Origin of the sequence: Ligilactobacillus apodemi DSM 16634 = JCM 16172 (assembly GCF_001434405.1) — a bacterium.
In the GTDB taxonomy this organism is placed as follows: Bacteria; Bacillota; Bacilli; order Lactobacillales; family Lactobacillaceae; genus Ligilactobacillus; species Ligilactobacillus apodemi.
Genome location: NZ_AZFT01000053.1, coordinates 39,003 through 57,102 on the forward strand (window position 1 = coordinate 39,003; position 18,100 = coordinate 57,102).

General features: G+C 38.6%; 20 protein-coding genes and 1 pseudogene. 17 read left to right on the forward strand and 4 right to left on the reverse strand.

Translation table 11 applies throughout. From position 1 onward, the window contains the following. Positions 1 to 3: 3 nt before the first annotated feature. Positions 4 to 969, reverse strand: a complete 966-nt coding sequence (locus FC32_RS05390) for a biotin--[acetyl-CoA-carboxylase] ligase (RefSeq protein WP_056957310.1) — start codon at positions 967 to 969, stop codon at positions 4 to 6. Positions 970 to 1,224: 255 nt separating this feature from the next. Between FC32_RS05390 and FC32_RS05395 the strand changes: the two genes are divergently transcribed. From FC32_RS05395 to FC32_RS05410, 4 genes are all read left to right on the forward strand, one after another. Continuing rightward, positions 1,225 to 2,334, forward strand: a complete 1,110-nt coding sequence (locus FC32_RS05395) for a YibE/F family protein (RefSeq protein ID WP_025086478.1) — start codon at positions 1,225 to 1,227, stop codon at positions 2,332 to 2,334. Further along, positions 2,321 to 3,088 carry a YibE/F family protein gene (locus FC32_RS05400; protein ID WP_025086479.1) on the forward strand — a complete coding sequence of 256 codons (768 nt, stop codon included), beginning with the start codon at positions 2,321 to 2,323 and terminating at the stop codon, positions 3,086 to 3,088. Before FC32_RS05395 ends, FC32_RS05400 begins: the two co-directional genes overlap by 14 nt. A 93-nt stretch (positions 3,089 to 3,181) precedes the next feature. Beyond that, the gene (locus tag FC32_RS05405) at positions 3,182 to 4,231 is read left to right on the forward strand and encodes a hypothetical protein (RefSeq protein WP_025086480.1); all 1,050 of its coding nucleotides are present in this window, start codon (positions 3,182 to 3,184) and stop codon (positions 4,229 to 4,231) included. Positions 4,232 to 4,254: 23 nt separating this feature from the next. Beyond that, positions 4,255 to 4,623, forward strand: coding sequence for a DUF3899 domain-containing protein (locus tag FC32_RS05410; protein ID WP_025086481.1), 369 nt, complete (start codon positions 4,255 to 4,257; stop codon positions 4,621 to 4,623). Positions 4,624 to 4,653: 30 nt separating this feature from the next. On the opposite strand, the gene FC32_RS05415 is transcribed toward FC32_RS05410, so the two are convergent. Further along, positions 4,654 to 5,958 carry an HD domain-containing protein gene (locus FC32_RS05415; protein WP_025086482.1) on the reverse strand — a complete coding sequence of 435 codons (1,305 nt, stop codon included), beginning with the start codon at positions 5,956 to 5,958 and terminating at the stop codon, positions 4,654 to 4,656. Positions 5,959 to 6,105: 147 nt separating this feature from the next. Between FC32_RS05415 and FC32_RS05420 the strand changes: the two genes are divergently transcribed. From FC32_RS05420 to FC32_RS05475, 13 genes and pseudogenes are all read left to right on the forward strand, one after another. Beyond that, the gene (locus FC32_RS05420) at positions 6,106 to 6,516 is read left to right on the forward strand and encodes a YwiB family protein (RefSeq protein ID WP_025086483.1); all 411 of its coding nucleotides are present in this window, start codon (positions 6,106 to 6,108) and stop codon (positions 6,514 to 6,516) included. Positions 6,517 to 6,560: 44 nt separating this feature from the next. Beyond that, a complete protein-coding gene (rpoE, locus tag FC32_RS05425; RefSeq protein WP_025086484.1) occupies positions 6,561 to 7,136 on the forward strand; it encodes a DNA-directed RNA polymerase subunit delta in 576 nt (191 codons plus the stop codon). Between the two features lie 171 nt (positions 7,137 to 7,307). Further along, a complete protein-coding gene (locus FC32_RS05430; protein ID WP_025086485.1) occupies positions 7,308 to 8,906 on the forward strand; it encodes a CTP synthase in 1,599 nt (532 codons plus the stop codon). 166 nt (positions 8,907 to 9,072) lie between these two features. Next, the gene (locus FC32_RS05435; RefSeq protein WP_025086486.1) at positions 9,073 to 9,492 is read left to right on the forward strand and encodes a hypothetical protein; all 420 of its coding nucleotides are present in this window, start codon (positions 9,073 to 9,075) and stop codon (positions 9,490 to 9,492) included. Between the two features lie 73 nt (positions 9,493 to 9,565). Next, positions 9,566 to 9,844, forward strand: a complete 279-nt coding sequence (locus FC32_RS10960) for a hypothetical protein (RefSeq protein WP_235804341.1) — start codon at positions 9,566 to 9,568, stop codon at positions 9,842 to 9,844. After that, complete coding sequence (locus FC32_RS05440) at positions 9,841 to 10,524, forward strand: substrate-binding domain-containing protein (protein ID WP_235722429.1); 684 nt, start codon at positions 9,841 to 9,843, stop codon at positions 10,522 to 10,524. Before FC32_RS10960 ends, FC32_RS05440 begins: the two co-directional genes overlap by 4 nt. Further along, positions 10,521 to 11,777: a sensor histidine kinase gene (locus FC32_RS05445; RefSeq protein WP_081780031.1), complete on the forward strand. Its 1,257-nt coding sequence runs from the start codon at positions 10,521 to 10,523 to the stop codon at positions 11,775 to 11,777. The genes FC32_RS05440 and FC32_RS05445 overlap by 4 nt, the downstream gene beginning before the upstream one ends. Positions 11,778 to 11,792: 15 nt before the next feature. Further along, entirely contained in the window at positions 11,793 to 12,644 is an 852-nt protein-coding gene (locus FC32_RS05450; protein WP_025086487.1) for a PTS mannose/fructose/sorbose/N-acetylgalactosamine transporter subunit IIC, read from the forward strand. A 1-nt stretch (position 12,645) separates the two neighbouring features. After that, complete coding sequence (locus FC32_RS05455; protein ID WP_025086488.1) at positions 12,646 to 13,479, forward strand: PTS system mannose/fructose/sorbose family transporter subunit IID; 834 nt, start codon at positions 12,646 to 12,648, stop codon at positions 13,477 to 13,479. Between the two features lie 10 nt (positions 13,480 to 13,489). After that, positions 13,490 to 13,775, forward strand: a pseudogene (locus tag FC32_RS05460) (DUF202 domain-containing protein). A 236-nt stretch (positions 13,776 to 14,011) separates the two neighbouring features. Then, a complete protein-coding gene (locus tag FC32_RS05465; RefSeq protein ID WP_025086489.1) occupies positions 14,012 to 15,292 on the forward strand; it encodes a UDP-N-acetylglucosamine 1-carboxyvinyltransferase in 1,281 nt (426 codons plus the stop codon). A gap of 25 nt (positions 15,293 to 15,317) precedes the next feature. Further along, positions 15,318 to 16,631: a transcription termination factor Rho gene (gene rho / locus FC32_RS05470; RefSeq protein WP_025086490.1), complete on the forward strand. Its 1,314-nt coding sequence runs from the start codon at positions 15,318 to 15,320 to the stop codon at positions 16,629 to 16,631. 100 nt (positions 16,632 to 16,731) lie between these two features. Beyond that, the gene (locus FC32_RS05475) at positions 16,732 to 16,980 is read left to right on the forward strand and encodes a type B 50S ribosomal protein L31 (protein ID WP_025086491.1); all 249 of its coding nucleotides are present in this window, start codon (positions 16,732 to 16,734) and stop codon (positions 16,978 to 16,980) included. Positions 16,981 to 17,025: 45 nt separating this feature from the next. Here FC32_RS05475 and FC32_RS05480 read toward each other — a convergent pair whose 3' ends face one another. Beyond that, a complete protein-coding gene (locus FC32_RS05480; protein WP_025086492.1) occupies positions 17,026 to 17,505 on the reverse strand; it encodes an ImmA/IrrE family metallo-endopeptidase in 480 nt (159 codons plus the stop codon). A gap of 144 nt (positions 17,506 to 17,649) precedes the next feature. Then, on the reverse strand, positions 17,650 to 18,066 hold the full coding sequence (locus FC32_RS05485; RefSeq protein WP_025086493.1) for a helix-turn-helix domain-containing protein: 417 nt from the start codon (positions 18,064 to 18,066) through the stop codon (positions 17,650 to 17,652). Positions 18,067 to 18,100: the final 34 nt, after the last annotated feature.

The window sequence follows — 18,100 nt, forward strand, 5'->3', positions numbered from 1 at the left end:
AACTCATTCCTTTCGTATTTTGGTGATTTCGCCCGAAGATAGGATGCGCCCATCGGCTAAAACAAGTGCACCATGATCATTGATATCGCTAACTTTAGCATTAAATTGCTTTTGGCCTTGTTCGATCGTCACTTGCTTACCGATCAATTCACAGTGTGCCCGGTATTCTGGCATAAAATTGCCTGTAGCATAGTTTTGATAAATATCAAAAAATTGATTTAGATACTCGGCAATAAATTGATTTCGTGATACCGATGTTTTGGCGAGATAAGGTGCTAGTGAGCCGATCCGTTGGTGTAGTTTGGGCGGAAAAGCCGTCATTGGTGTAGCAAAATTGATGCCCGTGCCAATGACTATTTGACTGAGAGTTTGGGTCTCAAGATCGGCGATACCTTCAGTCAAAATGCCACAAATTTTTTTGCCATCAACTAATACATCATTGACCCATTTGATCGAAGGAGTGATGGGAAAAAGTTTTTCGAGCGTTCGTGTGACCGCGATAGCAGTCGCCGTCGTTAGTAGACCAGGATCAAAATCAACTTGATCATTATCTAATAAAATACTCAAGTAGATCCCCGTTTTTTTAGGTGATAAAAAGCTTCGTTGATAACGCCCGTAACCAGCAGTTTGCTGGTCAGCAATCAGTACCACTGGACGTTTGAGTGTGGGATCTAGGCTTAATTCTTTTGCTTTAAGATTAGTGGAAGGTAGTGAATCATACAATAAGATATCTAAGTCTAATGAGTTATTTAAGTTTTGTTTGATCAATGTTTCGTTTAAAGTATTGTCGTCAACGTAGCAATAGCCAACATGGGCCTTACTTTTGATCGCATAGCCTTTATCTTGCAATGCCTTGATCGCTTTCCAGACTGCGGTGCGTGAGAGCTGTAATTGATCAGCGATTTGTTGGCCCGAAAGATAGGTTGAAGTACTTGAGAGTAATTCAAGGACCCGTGTTGTTGTTTTCATAAAGATTATCCTTTCGTTCCATCACGTTGCAAAGGTTTGCATGTGGTTTAACCATAAAAATTAACTTTTATTTTATCTTATCGTGAATCTTGGCTTTATTCAAATCTATAAAACAATCATAAAATTAGCACTAAGATATTAGTTCAAAAATGCTAGTTGTTAGTAAAGTTAGTATAATAAAAATGTATGGCAATGAGTAATTCAGCTTAGTTAAAGCTTAAAGTTGAATAATTATCGTAGTTAGGAAGTGATTTTATGCAATTTAAGCTTAAATCGATGTGGCACGTTGCTTTGATCTTATTGAGTGGAGTGATCCTCTATTTTTTTGTAAGCAATGATGAGTTTTTATATCAACAACCGATCGGTAAAGTAGTTGCGGTGAAAGAAGAAAAGCCGACCAAAACGACCGATGTTTATAATAATAGCGATGAAACAACGCGCCAACATTTGACGTTTGAGATCTTAAATGGCAAATACAAAGGAAAAACTGTCAAAATTTCAAATACTTATTCACGCTCAGGTGGTCTAGATCAAAAATTCCGTACGGGACAAAAAGTCTTTTTGGACGTGTATAAAAAAGGAAATACGTTAGAGGCGACGATTTCTGATTATAAGCGGGATGTTTATTTGGTCATGTTCAGTTGGTTAGTAGTCGTGCTTTTGTATTTGACCATGCAATTTCAAGGTTTAAGATCCTTATTGAGTGTGTTATTAAATTTTGTGATCTTTTTATTTGTAGTCCAGTTGGATGTAAAACTGAACTTGAATAATTTCTTTTGGATCTTCGCTGGTGCAGCCATTGTGTTCACAGCACTTTCGTTAGTATTGGTGATTGGCTTTAATTGGCAGTGTTTAGTGACATTTACGTCAATCTTTTTAGGGACAACGATTGCGCTTGTGATCGGCTGTTTGGCGCTTTACGCTACTAATAGTAAAGGCGTGCACTATGAGGCGCTTGATTATGCGACCCAATCGCCCCAACAGTTATTTTTAGCGGCGACGGTGATCGGGTTACTTGGAGCTGTGATGGATGCGGCGACTGATATTGTGTCAACTTTATTTGAAATGAAACGCAGTCAGCCGACGATCGCTAAAAAGCAATTGTTTAAGTCAGGGCAAGCTGTGGGAAGATCGATCATGGGGCCACTAGTCAACGTCTTATTGTTGATCTTTTTTGCTGAGACCTTTGCGATGTCAGTTTTATACTTTAGAACCGGCAATAGCATTCCATATACCTTTGAATGGACGATGGCATTAGGGGTCGTACAAGCCTTGATCAGTGGGATCGGGATCGTCTTGACGATTCCGATTGCAAGTTTTTTGAGTGCACAAGTTTTAGGAGGTAAACGCCATGTCAGCGATTAGTTTACTTACTTTGATCTTAGCTTTTTTAATGGTCGTTGTCGGTGGGCGTAAAGGGATCACAGCTTTTTTAAGTGTGGTATTTAACTTTGTAATTTTATTTACCGTCGTTATTTTGATCACCGGTGGGTTGCCACCGATCTGGGTCTCATTTTTTGCGGGAATCTGTATTTTAGGGATCACGATCTATATGGGAAATAGCGATGAAAAAACTTCTAATATAGCATTTAAAGCGACTTTGATCGTTTTAGCGGTCATGTTGTTACTGATCATCCCGTTTGATCATTTTGCTCAGATCAAAGGTTTTGCAAGTGAGCAGTCTGAAACGATCGAAGCATTTGATCTTTTGATCGGTGCTGATTTTGAAGCTATTTTGATCTCAACGACGGTGTTAAGTACGTTAGGCGCAATTGCTGAAGCAGCGATCGCTGTTGCTAGTGGGTTAAATGAAGTGATCGAACAAAAACCGGGGATCACGTTGCCGGAAGTCTTTAAGAGTGGAAAAATGATTGGTTTTCAAATTATGGGGATGACTTTTAACACGCTCTTTTTTGGGATGTTTGGGAGTGATCTAGCGTTATTTATCTTGTTATATAAACTGGACGCTGATTTTAGCTATTACTTGAATTCTAAGATTTTTGTCAAAGAATGCTTAGCAGTACTCTTTTCTAGTGTTGCGGTTATTTTAGTGATTTGGATCACGACTTATTTAGTGGGGAAAAACCTCAATGAGCACCGGCAAAAGATCGACAATTAGCTGAAGATAAGTTAGCAAAATGATATAATGAGACTAGGAAATAGAGTTGTTTTTATTGTGTGATAAATACTACATGAATAGTGGGTGAAAGTTATGAAAAAGCCAAAAATTTTAGTTTTATGTGGCCTATTGTTCAGTTGTTTAGTAATTTTAACGGCATGTTCGTCTCAAAATACTACTAGTACAAAGACTACAACTAGTTCTAGTTCAACGACGCAAAAAGCGACTGAGTATTATCAATCAGCTTTGTCGTATTTGGAATCTGGTGAAAACAAACAAGCTTATGATGAACTGAAAAAAATCAAAAATATATCACAAGCAGATAAGAAGATCCAAGCATTAAAAAGCAATTTAAAATATTTATTAGCAGCTAAAAAGGCGGTCACAACGGCAGACTTGACCACAACGAAAACTAATTTAGATAAGTTAGCCAATGTGAAGACGCCAACTGCTTTAGTCAAACAAATTAAAGAAGTGACTAAGGAATATCAAGCGGTAAAACTGGCTAAACATTACGCTGATGAAGTTGTGCAGTATTATAATGCGCAAAATTACACGGCTGCAGGTGGCAGTTTACAATCGCTTGAATCACTTTCCAGTAAGTATCAGGCTGTAGCAATGCTTCAAGAACAGTATGCCTCTTACAATGACAAGATTGCTAGTGCTCAAAGTAGCCAAGCTTCTAGCCAAAGTAGTAGTGCAGCGACGGCTACTAGTCAAGCGGAAAGTAGTTCAGCTACAAGTGTTGCAGAAAGTACTGATAGTAGTCAGGCACAAGCAAGTTCTAGTGCGGAAAATTATACCAATGCACGTAATTCAAAAATCTTGAATTCTGAGTATAAAAAAGAAACTGGCAGTGAATTAAGCTCAGCCCCAACGGCAGCTGTGTCATCAATGTCAGCTAAAATGGATAATCAAGCGGTCCTAAGTGCTTTTAGAAAGGCAACCGCGATCCCGCAAGAAGCAGGGGATCAGTACTATGTCCAAGATCTCGGCAATGATCTTTATCAAATCGAGATTCGCCATACAAGTTCAGCTGATCCACAAGTTTCAAACTTGAAAGGGATGTACCAATTTAACTTATCAAGTGGAGTCGCTCAAAAATTAAACGAGGTCACCGGCCAATATGAGCGCCTCAATTAATGAATGGTGGTAACTAGTAGAAAATGAAATTTGTAAAAGAACGCTTGTGGTTAAAAGGTGATCTGCTCATTATGGGCGTTGCCTTATTAGCTGCACTTGGTGGTATCATGTTAAAAAAGCAAGTCGTAGTGTCAGATACAGCATTTATGCTTGGGTTAGTCTTACTTTGTATCATGATGATCGATATCTTGTTACACGCTAACTTGTTAGCTGGCTGGTTTCAAAAGCAAAGAAAAGGCGAAAGTGATGAAGAGTTTGCTAAACGCAAGATCGATGTCAAACGCGTTGCTTCTGAAAAGAAAAATGGTCCGATCCATTTTGAAAGACTTGCGCTAAATTGCCTTGTTTTAGGGGGATATTTGATCATCTTAGCCGTAGTGATCACGTTATAAAAAAGGAGATGCGTTTGTGCATCTCCTTTTTTATAAAATCAAACGATCATTTTTTATGTGGGCCGTAAATTCTTGGTAGTTAGGCTGAAAGACTTCTTGTTGGGAAGTTTTCCCCAACATTTCTTTAGGGAAAAAGAACCGTTCATCCCCTAATTCTTTGTCGGTGACAGCTTTAACAAGTGCAGAAACTTCGGACAGTTCTTCTAGTTCACCGTTAGGCTCGATCAAATTGATCTTGGCTTTTGAGTCATAAAGTGCATAAGGCAAATTAAAGCTATCATTGATCGCGGTATAGTAATTAGCATCATAGCCTGAGTTGGTGACGAGCTCTTCTAGTTTAGGTAATAAACTATCTGTTTTAGGACTGATTTTGACCGATTTAAGTGGTTTACGATCTAAGAAGCGCTGTGCTAGATCGCGTAAGATCGAGTCTTTTGCATGACGCCAACTTTCAAAACAAGTATTTAAGATCCCATCATCAAGGCGTAAGTAGTCAGTAAGCGTAAAGTCTTGTTCAAAAAACGGTCGTAAGTAATCTGTTGCAAAATCAGCCGGTAATTTATCGTTAGCGTAAAGATCTTTAGCTCGTTTTAACAAGTGACTTAATAAAACTTCCATTGAGCGTGAAACGGGATGGAAATAGACTTGTTGATACATTTGTAAGCGACTGATGATATAATCTTCAACTGCATGCATACCACTGTATTCAAAGACGATCCCGTTTTTATTAGGGCGCATGACCCGTAAGATTCGCGTCAGATCAAAGGTGCCGTAATTTGTACCAGTAAAGTAAGAATCACGTAAGAGATAGTCCATGCGATCCGCGTCAATTTGACTTGAGATCATTTGTACCACTTGGGGATTAGAATAAGTTTTTTGAATAACACTGGCAACCTTTGCTGGAAAGTCAGGGGCAACTTGGCGTAAAACTTGATTGATCTGCGTCTCAGGTGAAGTGATGATCATCTGGGTCATTTCTTCGTGGTCGGTTTCAAAGATGTGCTCAAATGTGTGCGAATAGGCACCGTGTCCAACATCATGGAGTAAAGCCGCACAAAGAGCAACGAGGCGTTCATTATCGTCCCAACCGCCGTCACCAGGAGTTTTAGTGGCATAGTTACGTGAAAAAAGGTCACAGATCCTTCTAGTGATCTCGTAAACCCCAACTGAGTGAGTGAAGCGCGTGTGTTCTGCACTGTGGAAAGTATAGTTGGTCGTCCCAAGTTGTTTGATCCGCCGTAAACGTTGGAACTCGCGAGTATTAATGAGATCTAAGATCACTTGATGTTTGATGTAAATATAATCATGGATCGGGTCACGGAGTACTTTTTCCATTGGAAGTAAATCTGGTGTATAATATTGGGCGATAGTAAAGACCTCCTTATCGCAATTATTGTCTGCTTTTAGTATAACTTTTAAGCCACTAATTGTACATGTTAGAAGGTCTAAAGTAAATAAGATAAATGGGGTAATATTTTGACGATGCAAACGCCAGTGACAGTAGAGCTAAAAACGAGTCAATTACAAGATGATAAACTAGAAGAATTTGAGTTACATGAAACTGGGACGCTAACGCAAAAAAATGATAATTTATATTTACGTTATGTGGAATCCAAAAATCAAGCCCAAACAACATTAAAAATCAAAGCAGATGAGTTGATGTTGACACGCCGCCAAAAAGAACTTGAATTGCAATTAGTTTTAAGAGTGGGTGAAAAGACCAATGCGAAGTATAAAACCGCATATGGCACAATCTTTTTAACGGCAAGTTGCCAAAAATATGTCTTAGAAAAAGATGGTCAAGCAAGTGGTGTTTTAAAGGTCGCATATGAGCTTTATTCCGAGGATGATTTACTCGGGAAATATAAATTAGAATTGCAATTCAAGCCTTAATATTGTAAGATGAAGAGTAAACTGTGGAAAGGACGTGTACCAGTTTGGAGCTAGAAAAATTCAAAGATGCTAACCGCAATGAATTATCAATGGTCGAAGTTGCACACGCGATTTTAAGTCAAAAAGGCGATGTGATGGCTTTTGCTGATTTAACTAACGCAATTCAAGAATATCTTGGTAAAAGTGATCAAGAGATTCGTGACCGCTTAGCACAATTTTATACAGATTTAAACGTCGATGGTAGTTTTATCTCATTAGGTGATAATCTCTGGGGCTTACGTTCATGGTATCCATTTGAATCGATCGATGAAGCACTTGTACATTCAGAAGATGAAGAAGAAGAAAATCGTCCGCGCAAGAAACGCAAGAAAGTCAATGCGTTCTTGGCTGATGCAGCTGACGATGATGATGTCATCGATTACAACGACGACGATCCAGAAGACGTTGATTTAGATGAAGAATACGATGACGAAGAAGATGATGATGAAGATCATGAATTGAAAGCTTACAGCAAAGATTTGAGCGATATTGATGATCCTGATGAAGACGACGATGATCTTCCTGATGGAATTGAAGGGCAATTAACTGAATTATCAGAAGATGATTTAGAAGATGAATAATTTGCCCTTGACCTTTTACATTGATTTATGTAAAATTCAATATGGGCGCTTCACTTATATGTGAAGTCAGTTGTACGGCAAGACAAGCTCCCTATTCTAGTGGTTGAATAGGGAGCTTGTTATTTTTGTTAGTTCTACCCTGATAAAATATTTAAAGGAGCAATTAAAATAATGACCAAGTATATTTTTGTTACTGGCGGCGTAGTTTCATCATTGGGCAAAGGTATTGTTGCCGCATCACTAGGCCGTTTATTAAAGAATCGCGGTTTAAAAGTTACGATTCAAAAATTTGATCCATACATCAACGTTGACCCAGGAACGATGAGTCCTTATCAACACGGTGAAGTATTTGTGACTGATGATGGTACGGAAACTGACTTGGATCTCGGTCACTATGAACGCTTCATTGATATCAACTTGAATAAGTATTCCAATGTTACTACCGGTAAAATTTATTCGGAAGTTTTGAAAAAAGAACGTCGTGGCGATTATTTAGGGGCAACAGTGCAAGTTATCCCTCATATCACGAACATGATCAAGGAAAAAATCATGCGTGCAGGTACGATCACAGATGCTGATGTCGTGATCACCGAAGTTGGTGGTACGGTTGGCGATATTGAATCATTGCCATTCTTAGAAGCTTTACGCCAAATGAAATCAGAAGTTGGTAGTGAAAATGTTGTTTACATCCACACCACATTAGTCCCATACTTAGGCGCTGCGGGTGAAATGAAAACAAAACCAACCCAACACAGTGTCAAGGAATTGCGTGGTTTAGGGATCCAACCAAATATTTTGGTCGTTCGGACAGAAAAACCAATTTCTCAAGGTATGCGTGACAAAATCGCTAGTTTCTGTGATGTTGAATCTGAAGCAGTGATCGAATCAATGGACGTAGATACACTTTATCAAATTCCGTTGAACTTACAAGCTCAAAATATGGATGAGATCGTATGTCAAAAACTTCATCTAGACACACCTGCTGCTGATATGACATCTTGGAGTCAATTAGCTAACAAAGTTCGCAACTTAGAAGGTGAAGTTAAGATCGCTTTAGTTGGTAAGTATGTACAATTACCTGATGCTTATATTTCCGTGAATGAAGCTTTACGTCATGCAGGTTATGCGATCAACGCAAAAGTTAAGATCGATTACTTTGACTCTGAAAAATTAACTGCGGAAAATGTAGCTGAACAATTAGCTGGTTACGATGGCATTATCGTGCCTGGTGGTTTTGGTGATCGTGGGCTTGAAGGAATGATCCAATCGATCCGTTATGCTCGTGAAAATGATGTGCCATTCTTAGGGATCTGCTTAGGGATGCAAATGGCATGCGTGGAATTTGCCCGCGATGTCTGTGGTTTAGAAGATAGCAACACAGCGGAAGTTGATCCTAACTGCAAGAACAACATTATTGATTTAATGGCTGATCAAGCTGAAGTCAAAGAAATGGGTGGAACACAACGTTTAGGTCTTTACCCATGCAAGCTTAAGCCGGGCACAAAGACAGCTAAGGCTTACGGTGATCAAGATGTGATCCAACAACGTCACCGTCATCGTTATGAATTTAACAACAAATACCGTGAAATCATGGCAGAAAACGGCTTAGTCTTTGCTGGAACATCTCCTAATAACCATTTAGTTGAAGTGGTAGAAATTCCAGAAAATAAATTCTTTGTGGCAGCACAATACCACCCAGAATTCTTATCACGTCCACAACGTCCAGAAGGTTTGTTTGCAGAATTTGTCAAAGCAGCCGCTGAAAAATAAACTATTTGAATTTAAACACTCTAGTTTGGTTCTCAAGCCAAATTAGGGTGTTTTTTTGTCGGGAATTTAGCGCAAAATACTTTTAAATATTGATTTGAAGATCTGGTTTGGCAGTAGTATGATCACCGTAGAGATCGTTAAGATAACACAAATGAGATGAGTGAATATGGGCAAAAATAAGTTGAGCTTGTGGCTTTTAGTCGTGGTAATTAGTGGGATAAGTGGTTGTTCTGCTAGTGAGCATGTTACAAAGGTCAAAAGTAGTTCTAAAAGTGCAAAGATATTTAAACTTAAGCCAGAAGATCAAAAAAAAGAAGCAAATATCAAAGATCTGTATGCCAAAAATGGAATAAAAATCGAAATCAGTGCCTTTCGGGACGGCTATCAAATAACGCCGAGCACCGTTTCTTTGTTGGAAAATTTGCGTAATAACGATCAGAATGGCTATATTCACAACACGCTGATCCCGATTTCACAAAATATCAGTCAAGTTAGTGGTGCTAAGCTTTACGTCAAAGCTAACGACCCTAATAGTGTGTTATTAGCGATATGTGTGAAAGGAAAATGTAGTTATCGTTTGTACTAGTGAGTTAAAGTCCGTTGTTCGAACTTGAAAAGTGACTCGAAGAATTGATTTGCCTATGGGGTAGGTGAAGCAGATGAATAAGAAAAAATGGTTGTTTTTCTTAAATGGTGGGGCTTTAGTGCTTGCCTTGGTGGTTTATCTGGGGAGTAATTGGGTCTTACAAAATGATGGCCGGCTACGGGTCGGTGCGACATATATGACAATGAATAATTCTTTTTATCAGGTGTTAAATGAAGAGATAAAAAAAGATGTAACCAAACGTAATGGAATTTTAGAGACGCGCGATCCAGCCTTAAGTGTTGCCAAACAGTGTGAGCAAGTTGAAGCATTTATTCAAAAAAAGTGGATGTGATCATTATTAATCCGGTCGATGGTAACAACTCACGCCTGATTAAGGTGCTTAAACAAGCACATGCCGCAGGAATAAAAATAGTTGTGGTCGATAGTCAATTAAAAACAAGTCGTTTCGTTGATTGTACGATTATGTCGGATAACTACCAAGCGGGTGTTTTATGTGCTAAAGATCTGAAAAGTAAAAAAGCAAGTGCTCAGATTTTATTGCTAGATCATAAAGGTGCTCTTTCGGCTCGTGATCGCATTAGAGGATTTACAGATATGCTAAAAGACGATCCAAACTACAAGATCGTCGGAACTTTAGATACTCAAGGACAAGTTGAGATCTCAATGCCTCAAGTTGAAAAATTTATCTCCCAAGGGACATCATTTGACACCGTTATGTCGTTAAATGATCAAAGTGCCATCGGAATGCTAGCAGCATTGGAAGCGAAAAAAGTCTCTCATCAAGTTTTGGTATATAGTGTTGATGGTTCGGATAATTTCAGGCGAATCATGGCAACAGATCCAAATGCGAGTGCAACTGCGGCTCAATCTCCCACAAAAATAGGTGCGCTAGCGGTCACTAATAGTTATGCGCTAATAGCCAATAAAAAAGTTCCGCGTAAAATTTTGATCCCAGTTTACCTAATAATCCAAGCTAACATGGCTCAATTTGAAAGTGGATGGTCGCTATGAATAAGTTGAAAAATATTAGGTATGCGCGCCAAGCGTTGATCACTATAAATTTTATTGCAATTTTGTTTTATGCTGCGATCTATCTTTATGCGACTAAGGCGATCATTTTGCAAAATAAGGGAGATACGTTATTAGAACAGATAAGTATGATCCCTAATGATCCGCAAGTCATATTTGTGAAAAGTGTGATCTTATATGGTTTGCTTATCGGTGTAATCTATTGGCGCAGTCAATTATTGCCAAAACAAAAAAAGTTAGATAAGTATTTAATTGCTTTAGAAATTGGGCTAGCTATTTGGATCTTTAGGACCTTGCAAGCTGCATATAATGGTTTATTTTTGTTAGTTTTTGCGGATATCTTTTTTAGTACAAAAGATCTTTACAGTTTAAAAACTAAGAGTTATTGGATCATGCCGATCATAGTTTGCTTTAGCTTAATTGCCTTGTCGAGTTACGATTTGATCAAGTTGCTTATTAAATCCCCCGATATTAATGCCTATTTATTTATATATCCTTTGTTTATTCAAAATATTTTACTGTTTATTAAAAATTTACTTTATGTAGCTAATATGGTGATTTTCACCCTTTCTTTGATAACTTATATCATCTATTCAACTAATGAAAAACGAAATATTGAAGAAGAGTTACGCATGGTGGCACAAACTAACACCGAATTAAAACGTTACATTGCAGTTACTGAAAAAATTGCAGAAGACCGCGAACGTAAACGGATTGCTCGCGAGATTCATGATACGCTAGGGCATGCTTTAACAGGAATCTCGGCCGGAATTGATGCTGTTAAAGTTTTGTTGCAGATCAACCCCAAACAAGCAAATGAACAACTAGATAATATTTCACTTGTTGTGCGTGAAGGTATTCAAGATGTGCGTGGTTCGCTCAATAAATTACGACCAGGTGCATTAGAGCAGAGTAGTTTACAGGAAGCTTTGGCGAAAATGATCGCAGAGTTTGGAGAAGTTTCGCAAGTTGAGATCGAGTTTAACTTTTCTTGGGGTGAGGTGGACTTAGAAAAGACAACGGAAGATACGATTTTTAGATTGATCGAAGAATCGCTAACTAATTCGGTACGCCACGGTAAAGCTAAAAAAATAGTGATTACTTTTTATCAAGTAACTGATTATTACATCACGATCCAAGATGATGGAATCGGTAGTTATCAAGTGAAATTTCAATTGTTACCCGATGTTTCAATTGGTTATTGGGATGACTTTAAAGAAAGATTCGGTTTTTAAAAGGAGTTGATAAAAATGACGATCAGTTGGCTTCAAGCCGCACTTTTGGGGTTATTTGCCTGTTTAGCTTCCATGCCAGGGATGGGTGGAACGACGATCGGCAATTATACTTTAGGACGTCCATTAGTTGGTGGATTAGTTTGTGGCTTGATTTTAGGTGATTTAAAGACTGGGATCATGTGTGGTGTGGCCATGCAATTGGTTTATATTGCCTTAGTTACACCAGGTGGGACTGTTTCAGCTGATGTTCGTGCAGTGTCTTATATTGGAATTCCCTTAGCAATGGTCGCCGTCCATGCACAAGGATTAGTGGCAACTTCAGCCGGGGCTGCAAACTTAGCTAAATCAATGGGAACTTTAGTTGGAACAATTGGAACTGTTCTATTTTACGGCACTGCAACGCTGAATCTTGTTTGGCAACATATGGGTTGGACTGCCGTTGAAAAGGGAAATTTTAAGAAGTTATACCAAGTTGATTGGGGGTGGCCTTGGCTGTCACACTTAGTTTTCTCTTTTTTACCAACGCTTATCATGTGTAAATTAGGAGCTAGTGCAGTAACTGCCTTAAAAATTGCCTTACCAATGGATGGGATCCCGATGAAAACACTATTTACGGTTGGTGCATTGCTTCCATGTGTAGGAATCGCGATTTTATTAAAACAAATCGTAACTTCAGTCCTAGATTTTGTACCGTTCTTTGTTGGCTTTACGTTAGCAGCTTCATTGCAATTAAATTTAGTCGCTTGTGCAGTTATTTCGTTGATTTTTGCGCTGTTATTTTATGAAGGTGATATGGCTAAATTAGCTAAAGCTGCGGGTGGTCTTGCTACCACAGATTTTGATGATGAAGATGAGGAGGATATCTAAGATGGCTAAAAAAATTAGTAAAAAGACTTTAACTAGATCCTTTCATCATTGGTTTTATGGGAATCTGACCTGTTTTTCACAAGAACATATGCAAACATTTGGGTATTTGACCTCGATGTTGCCGATCGTGGAAGAATTATATGATAAAAAAGAAGATCAAGCTAAAGCGATGCATACCTATACCGCATTTTTCAATACAGAACCACAATTGGGGGCATTGATCGTAGGTGTCACTGCTGGTTTGGAAGAAGCACGGGCTAATGATCCTGAAGGTGTAGATGAAGAAACGATCAATGGTCTACGGGCAGGGTTAATGGGTCCAATTGCTGGTATCGGTGATTCCTTGATCGTTGGGACTTTGATTCCAGTTATTTTAGGAATCGCCTTAGGATTATCGACTGGTGGCTCACCTTTAGGGGCAATTTTTTACATTGTGGTGTGGAATCTATTAGCTTACTTTGGAATGCGTTTTGCATATTTCAAAGGCTATGAGCTAGGGGATAAAGCGGTGGAATTTTTAGTTGGACCTAAAGGACAGGCGATTAGAAAATCAATTTCGATCATTGGTGGCATGGTTATTGGAGCAGTTGCAGCAACTTGGGTTCCAATCAATACGGCGCTAAAACTGAGAAATTCTTCTGGTAAAGTTTATTTAGATTTGCAAAATCAGTTAAATAGTGTTTACCCTAGTTTTTTGACGGCATTATTTATTATCTTTTGTTGGTGGTTGATGGCCAAAAAAAATATGTCACCGATCAAAGTCATGTTACTGTTAGTTGTCATCGCGCTGATCGGGGTTTTAACTGGCTTCTTTGACCCAGGTTTGAAATACTAAGGGGTTTATTATGACACGAAAAGAGTTGATTCAGGGATATCAAGCCGAAATTGCGTATCAAAAGCAAATGATTGCAAATTTAAAGCGATGGGTTGCGCTTTTCTTCTTAATGGGAGGAATTGGTGGTGTGATTGTTTACTTTTATCGTGCAACTAATTTGTTTGTTTTTTTATTAGGAATTGGCTTGATAGGTCTTGGTATTTTAGGAATGCTGATATTTGGTTATGGCATTTATCATGGCTGAATTAGTTGTTACTGATTTTGATAAAAAACTTAAGCAATATAAGCAAAAATAACGCTATTTTTTTGCCATTTAAGCTGTAATGAGTTTTCGTTACAGCTTTTTTGTTATAAACTGAAAATAGCTGAGATATTTCACTGATAAAGCACTAATTTACATTGAAACCTTGGGCTTTATCCTGTAAAATTTAAGACAGTGTGTTGTTTATGAATCGTCGCTGACAACACACCTTTATTTGATGATGACTCGAAAAGAAATCTTGATTTAAATTTAGTGAGGAAATTAGCAAAAATGAAAAAAATGATTGTCAAAGGTTCCCAAATATTGTCCGGCGAAGTGACGATCGGCGGGGCTAAAAATAGCACAGTTGCCTTGATTCCAGCAGCTATTTTAGCTGATACACCAGTTGAATTTGACTCGGTTCCTGATATTTTAGATGTGCATAACTTGATGCTGATTTTAAAGTCAATGAATGTAGATTCCTTTTATAACCGGGGAAAATTGACAGTTGATCCAACAAAAATCGTGTCAACTCCGCTTCCAGGTGGAGCTATTCGCAGTTTACGTGCTTCTTATTATTTTATGGGGGCACTCTTAGGTAAGTTTGGCAAAGCAATTGTCGGCTTTCCTGGTGGTGACAATATTGGACCACGCCCGATCGATCAACATATCAAGGGGTTTAAGGCTTTAGGAGCAAAAGTAGTTGAAAAAGAAGATACAGTCTACATTACGACTGGACCAGAAGGACTACAAGGAGCAAAGATCTTCTTTGACCTTGTGTCGGTTGGCGCTACGATCAATGTGTTATTAGCTGCGGTTAAGGCTAAGGGGACTACGATCATGGAAAATGTTGCTCGTGAGCCAGAAATTGTTGATTTAGCCACATTTTTAAACAACATGGGGGCTAAGATCCGTGGTGCTGGGACCGATGTGATCCGAGTTGAGGGTGTGGATAGCCTAAAGGCACAAAATATTCATACGATCATTCCTGATCGCATCGAAGCGGGGACATATTTGTCTTTTGCAGCAGCTAATGGCAAAGGTGTCTTAGTAAAAAATGTGATCACCGAACACCTAGATCCATTTATTGCTAAAATGCAAGAAATGGGGGTAACTTTAGAGATCGATGAAGATAAAATTTACGTTCCTGGGGGCGATTTGTTAGCACCAGTTAGTGTAAAAACTGCTCCTTTCCCAGGATTAGCTACCGATTTACAACAACCACTAACGCCTTTGTTGATGAAAGCTAAGGGCTATTCAACGATCACTGATACCCTTTATCCGCAACGGACCAAACATATTCCAGAAATGCAAAAAATGGGTGCTACGATCACAAGTGAAGATGGGGTCATTACGATCGGACCGGCTAAACAGCTCGTTGGAACTGAAGTTGAAGCCGGTGAAATTCGCGCGGGTGTTTCGTTACTAGGATTAGCCTTAATGGCAGAGGGCACAACAACAATTACTAAAGCTGATAATATTTTACGCGGCTATGATAGGATTGTTGAAAAATTCCGTGGTCTAAACGTGGACTTAAAGGTAGTTACAGAAAGTGAGAACTTAGATTTCTAAAATATTTTATGGTAGAGGCGATTTTATGTCAGAAAATGTAACTTTGGAAGATCTACAACAAAAAACGTTAAAAGAACTGTACGAATACGCACGTAAGTACAAGATCAAGTATTACAGTCAAATGAACAAAAAAGAACTTTCTTTGGCTGTGATCCGTGCGCAAGCTGAAGAATCAAGCTTTGTGATGAAAGGTGTCTTGGAGATCTTTTATGATGAAGGTGGCTATGGCTTTTTACGGCCTTTAAACTACAGTCAATCTAAAGAAGATATCTATGTTTCAGCTTCACAGATCAAGCGCTTTGGGCTAAGAAATGGTGACGAAGTAGTTGGTAAGGTGCGACCACCGCGTAAAAATGTTGCCAATGACCGCTATGGGATGCTTTACATCGATTCAGTCAACGGTAAAAGCCCTGAAGAAGCCAAAGGACGTCCACATTTTCCAGCATTGACTGCTAAATACCCTAATCAACAACTTATTTTAGAACACGATCCCAAAAAACTTTCAACGCGCGCAATTGATTTATTTGCCCCAATCGGTTTTGGGCAACGGGGATTGATCGTTGCACCACCTAAAGCCGGTAAGACGACATTTTTAAAAGATATAACGGCTGGCATTTCGGCTAACTATCCATATGCTAAATTGATCGTTTTACTTATTGATGAACGCCCCGAAGAAGTTACCGATTTAGAAGAATATTTAGCTAAGATCAATCCAAATGGTGAAGTTGTTTATTCAACATTTGATCAACGTCCCGAAAACCATGTCCATATTTCGGAGTTGGTCTTAGAAAGAGCGATGCGCTTAGTTGAAGATAAACAAGATGTTATTATTCTCTTAGATTCATTGACCCGCTTGGCACGAGCCTATAATTTAGTCGAACCTTCGAGCGGTAAAACACTTTCAGGTGGTTTAGATCCAAGTGCACTATATCGCCCCAAGAAATTCTTTGGAGCAGCGCGCAATGTTAAAGAGGGTGGCAGTTTAACTATTTTAGCCACTGCTTTAGTTGACACTGGTAGCCGGATGGACGATATTATTTTTGAAGAATTTAAGGGAACTGGTAACCAAGAGATCCAGTTGAATCGTACTTTGGCTGAACGACGGATCTTCCCAGCTCTTGACTTGAAGAAATCAGGTACAAGAAAAGAAGAACTTTTGTTGTCCAAGGATACCTTAGATACGATTTGGAAAATTCGCCGTGCTTTTGGGGATGACATGTTACGTGAAACTGAGAATGTTTTGAAAGTTTTGCGCCAAACTCCTAATAACGAAGCCTTTTGTGCGGAATTTTCCGAGTTAGGATTTTTAAATAATACTGTTCAAAATCGGAAAAGATAATTGCAACTGAGCAAAATTCATGGTATTATGTTGTTTGTTGTATAACACGAAAAACAACTCTGGTGCAGCAAATGGACCAGGGCAAAGGAGCGAAATTAGAATGAAACAAGGAATCCATCCAGATTATCATGAAGTTGTCTTCATGGACTCAGCTACAGGTTACAAGTTCTTGTCTGGTTCAACAAAGACTTCTGAAGAAACAGTTGAATGGGAAGATGGCAAGACATACCCATTGATTCGTGTGGAAATTTCCAGCGACTCACACCCATTCTACACAGGTAAGCAAAAATTCACACAAGCAGACGGTCGTGTGGATCGCTTCAACAAGAAGTACGGCTTCACAAACTAAGAATGTTAGAGATAAGCTACGGCATCGTTGCCGTGGCTTATTTTTTTAAGTTAATAAGTGCAGAAGTCTTTGCTTATTTTCCACAAGTTGCTCAAATGTATCTAAAAATAGCGGACGTAATTCAGTGGGGAGGCCAATTTGTTCCATGAGTTGTTCAGGTGCTTCTTCGTAGCGATAAGTGAGGTAATAGTTACAGAGTAATAAAATGATCGCAAACTGATTGGCTTCATTTTCAAACTGTGAGATAAAGTGATCATGGGCGAGGTATTGTGTAAATAACGGCTGAATTCCTTGATGAAGCAAAATATGGCCTAATTCGTGAGCAACAATAAAGCGTGCGGTTGCTGGTGAAAGTAGTTGGTTGACATAAATTAAAGAAACACCATAAAAATTTGTCTTAAAGCCTAGGATATCACCTAATTCTAAATGTAAAATATCAATATCTAAATGCTTGCAAAGTGTAATTGGATCATAGGCTGCGTTACGTGCTTTTAGGTGGTCAATCGTTTGAAAAATACGTTCCATAATTATTAAGCGCTATAAAGAGATATAGCTTTCCTTTCTTTTTATTCAAGAACATTTGTTCGTTTTTTGATTATAGCACTTTATTTTTTAGACACAAAATAAAAGACCTTGTTCCTTTTTAGCGAAACAAGGTCTTTTTTAAGCCTATAAATTTTGCTTTTTCTGACTCAAAGTTAAACCAACCTCAAGCGCATTAGCAAGTAATTTACGATTTTCAGTTGTCATAGGCGCACCATAAAAATTTATGTCTGGCTCATTTTCTGCCATTGAAATGATATCTTGAATTTTACGTGCAATATCTTTTTTGTTTAAGGCTTGTTGTTTATGATAACTTTCTTCACCATTATTTGAGGTCGTATGATTTTGACCTAAAATAAAATCGGTCGAAACGTCAAAGATTTTAGCAAGCCGAACGATCTCGTCGGCGCGAAGTGAACGTAGACCACGTTCGATCCGTCCCATGACATTTTTATTTAGGCCCATTAAATTGGCTAATTGAGCTTGTGACATATTACGACTCTCACGTAGCGTAATAAGCGTTTTAGTAATATTATTCTCCATCATAGGCCCCCTCGTATTGGATATACCCAATAAC

Coding starts and splice junctions, on each gene's coding strand:
- FC32_RS05465 (WP_025086489.1), top strand. CDS start 14,012: ATGAAAAAAATGATTGTCAAAGGTTCCCAAATATTGTCCGGCGAAGTG.
- FC32_RS05410 (WP_025086481.1), top strand. CDS start 4,255: ATGAAATTTGTAAAAGAACGCTTGTGGTTAAAAGGTGATCTGCTCATT.
- FC32_RS05445 (WP_081780031.1), top strand. CDS start 10,521: ATGAATAAGTTGAAAAATATTAGGTATGCGCGCCAAGCGTTGATCACT.
- FC32_RS05390 (WP_056957310.1), bottom strand. CDS start 969: ATGAAAACAACAACACGGGTCCTTGAATTACTCTCAAGTACTTCAACC.
- FC32_RS05400 (WP_025086479.1), top strand. CDS start 2,321: ATGTCAGCGATTAGTTTACTTACTTTGATCTTAGCTTTTTTAATGGTC.
- FC32_RS05480 (WP_025086492.1), bottom strand. CDS start 17,505: ATGGAACGTATTTTTCAAACGATTGACCACCTAAAAGCACGTAACGCA.
- FC32_RS05435 (WP_025086486.1), top strand. CDS start 9,073: ATGGGCAAAAATAAGTTGAGCTTGTGGCTTTTAGTCGTGGTAATTAGT.
- FC32_RS05415 (WP_025086482.1), bottom strand. CDS start 5,958: ATGGAAAAAGTACTCCGTGACCCGATCCATGATTATATTTACATCAAA.
- FC32_RS05455 (WP_025086488.1), top strand. CDS start 12,646: ATGGCTAAAAAAATTAGTAAAAAGACTTTAACTAGATCCTTTCATCAT.
- FC32_RS05475 (WP_025086491.1), top strand. CDS start 16,732: ATGAAACAAGGAATCCATCCAGATTATCATGAAGTTGTCTTCATGGAC.
- FC32_RS05430 (WP_025086485.1), top strand. CDS start 7,308: ATGACCAAGTATATTTTTGTTACTGGCGGCGTAGTTTCATCATTGGGC.
- FC32_RS10960 (WP_235804341.1), top strand. CDS start 9,566: ATGAATAAGAAAAAATGGTTGTTTTTCTTAAATGGTGGGGCTTTAGTG.
- FC32_RS05420 (WP_025086483.1), top strand. CDS start 6,106: ATGCAAACGCCAGTGACAGTAGAGCTAAAAACGAGTCAATTACAAGAT.
- FC32_RS05485 (WP_025086493.1), bottom strand. CDS start 18,066: ATGGAGAATAATATTACTAAAACGCTTATTACGCTACGTGAGAGTCGT.
- FC32_RS05395 (WP_025086478.1), top strand. CDS start 1,225: ATGCAATTTAAGCTTAAATCGATGTGGCACGTTGCTTTGATCTTATTG.
- FC32_RS05405 (WP_025086480.1), top strand. CDS start 3,182: ATGAAAAAGCCAAAAATTTTAGTTTTATGTGGCCTATTGTTCAGTTGT.
- rho (WP_025086490.1), top strand. CDS start 15,318: ATGTCAGAAAATGTAACTTTGGAAGATCTACAACAAAAAACGTTAAAA.
- FC32_RS05450 (WP_025086487.1), top strand. CDS start 11,793: ATGACGATCAGTTGGCTTCAAGCCGCACTTTTGGGGTTATTTGCCTGT.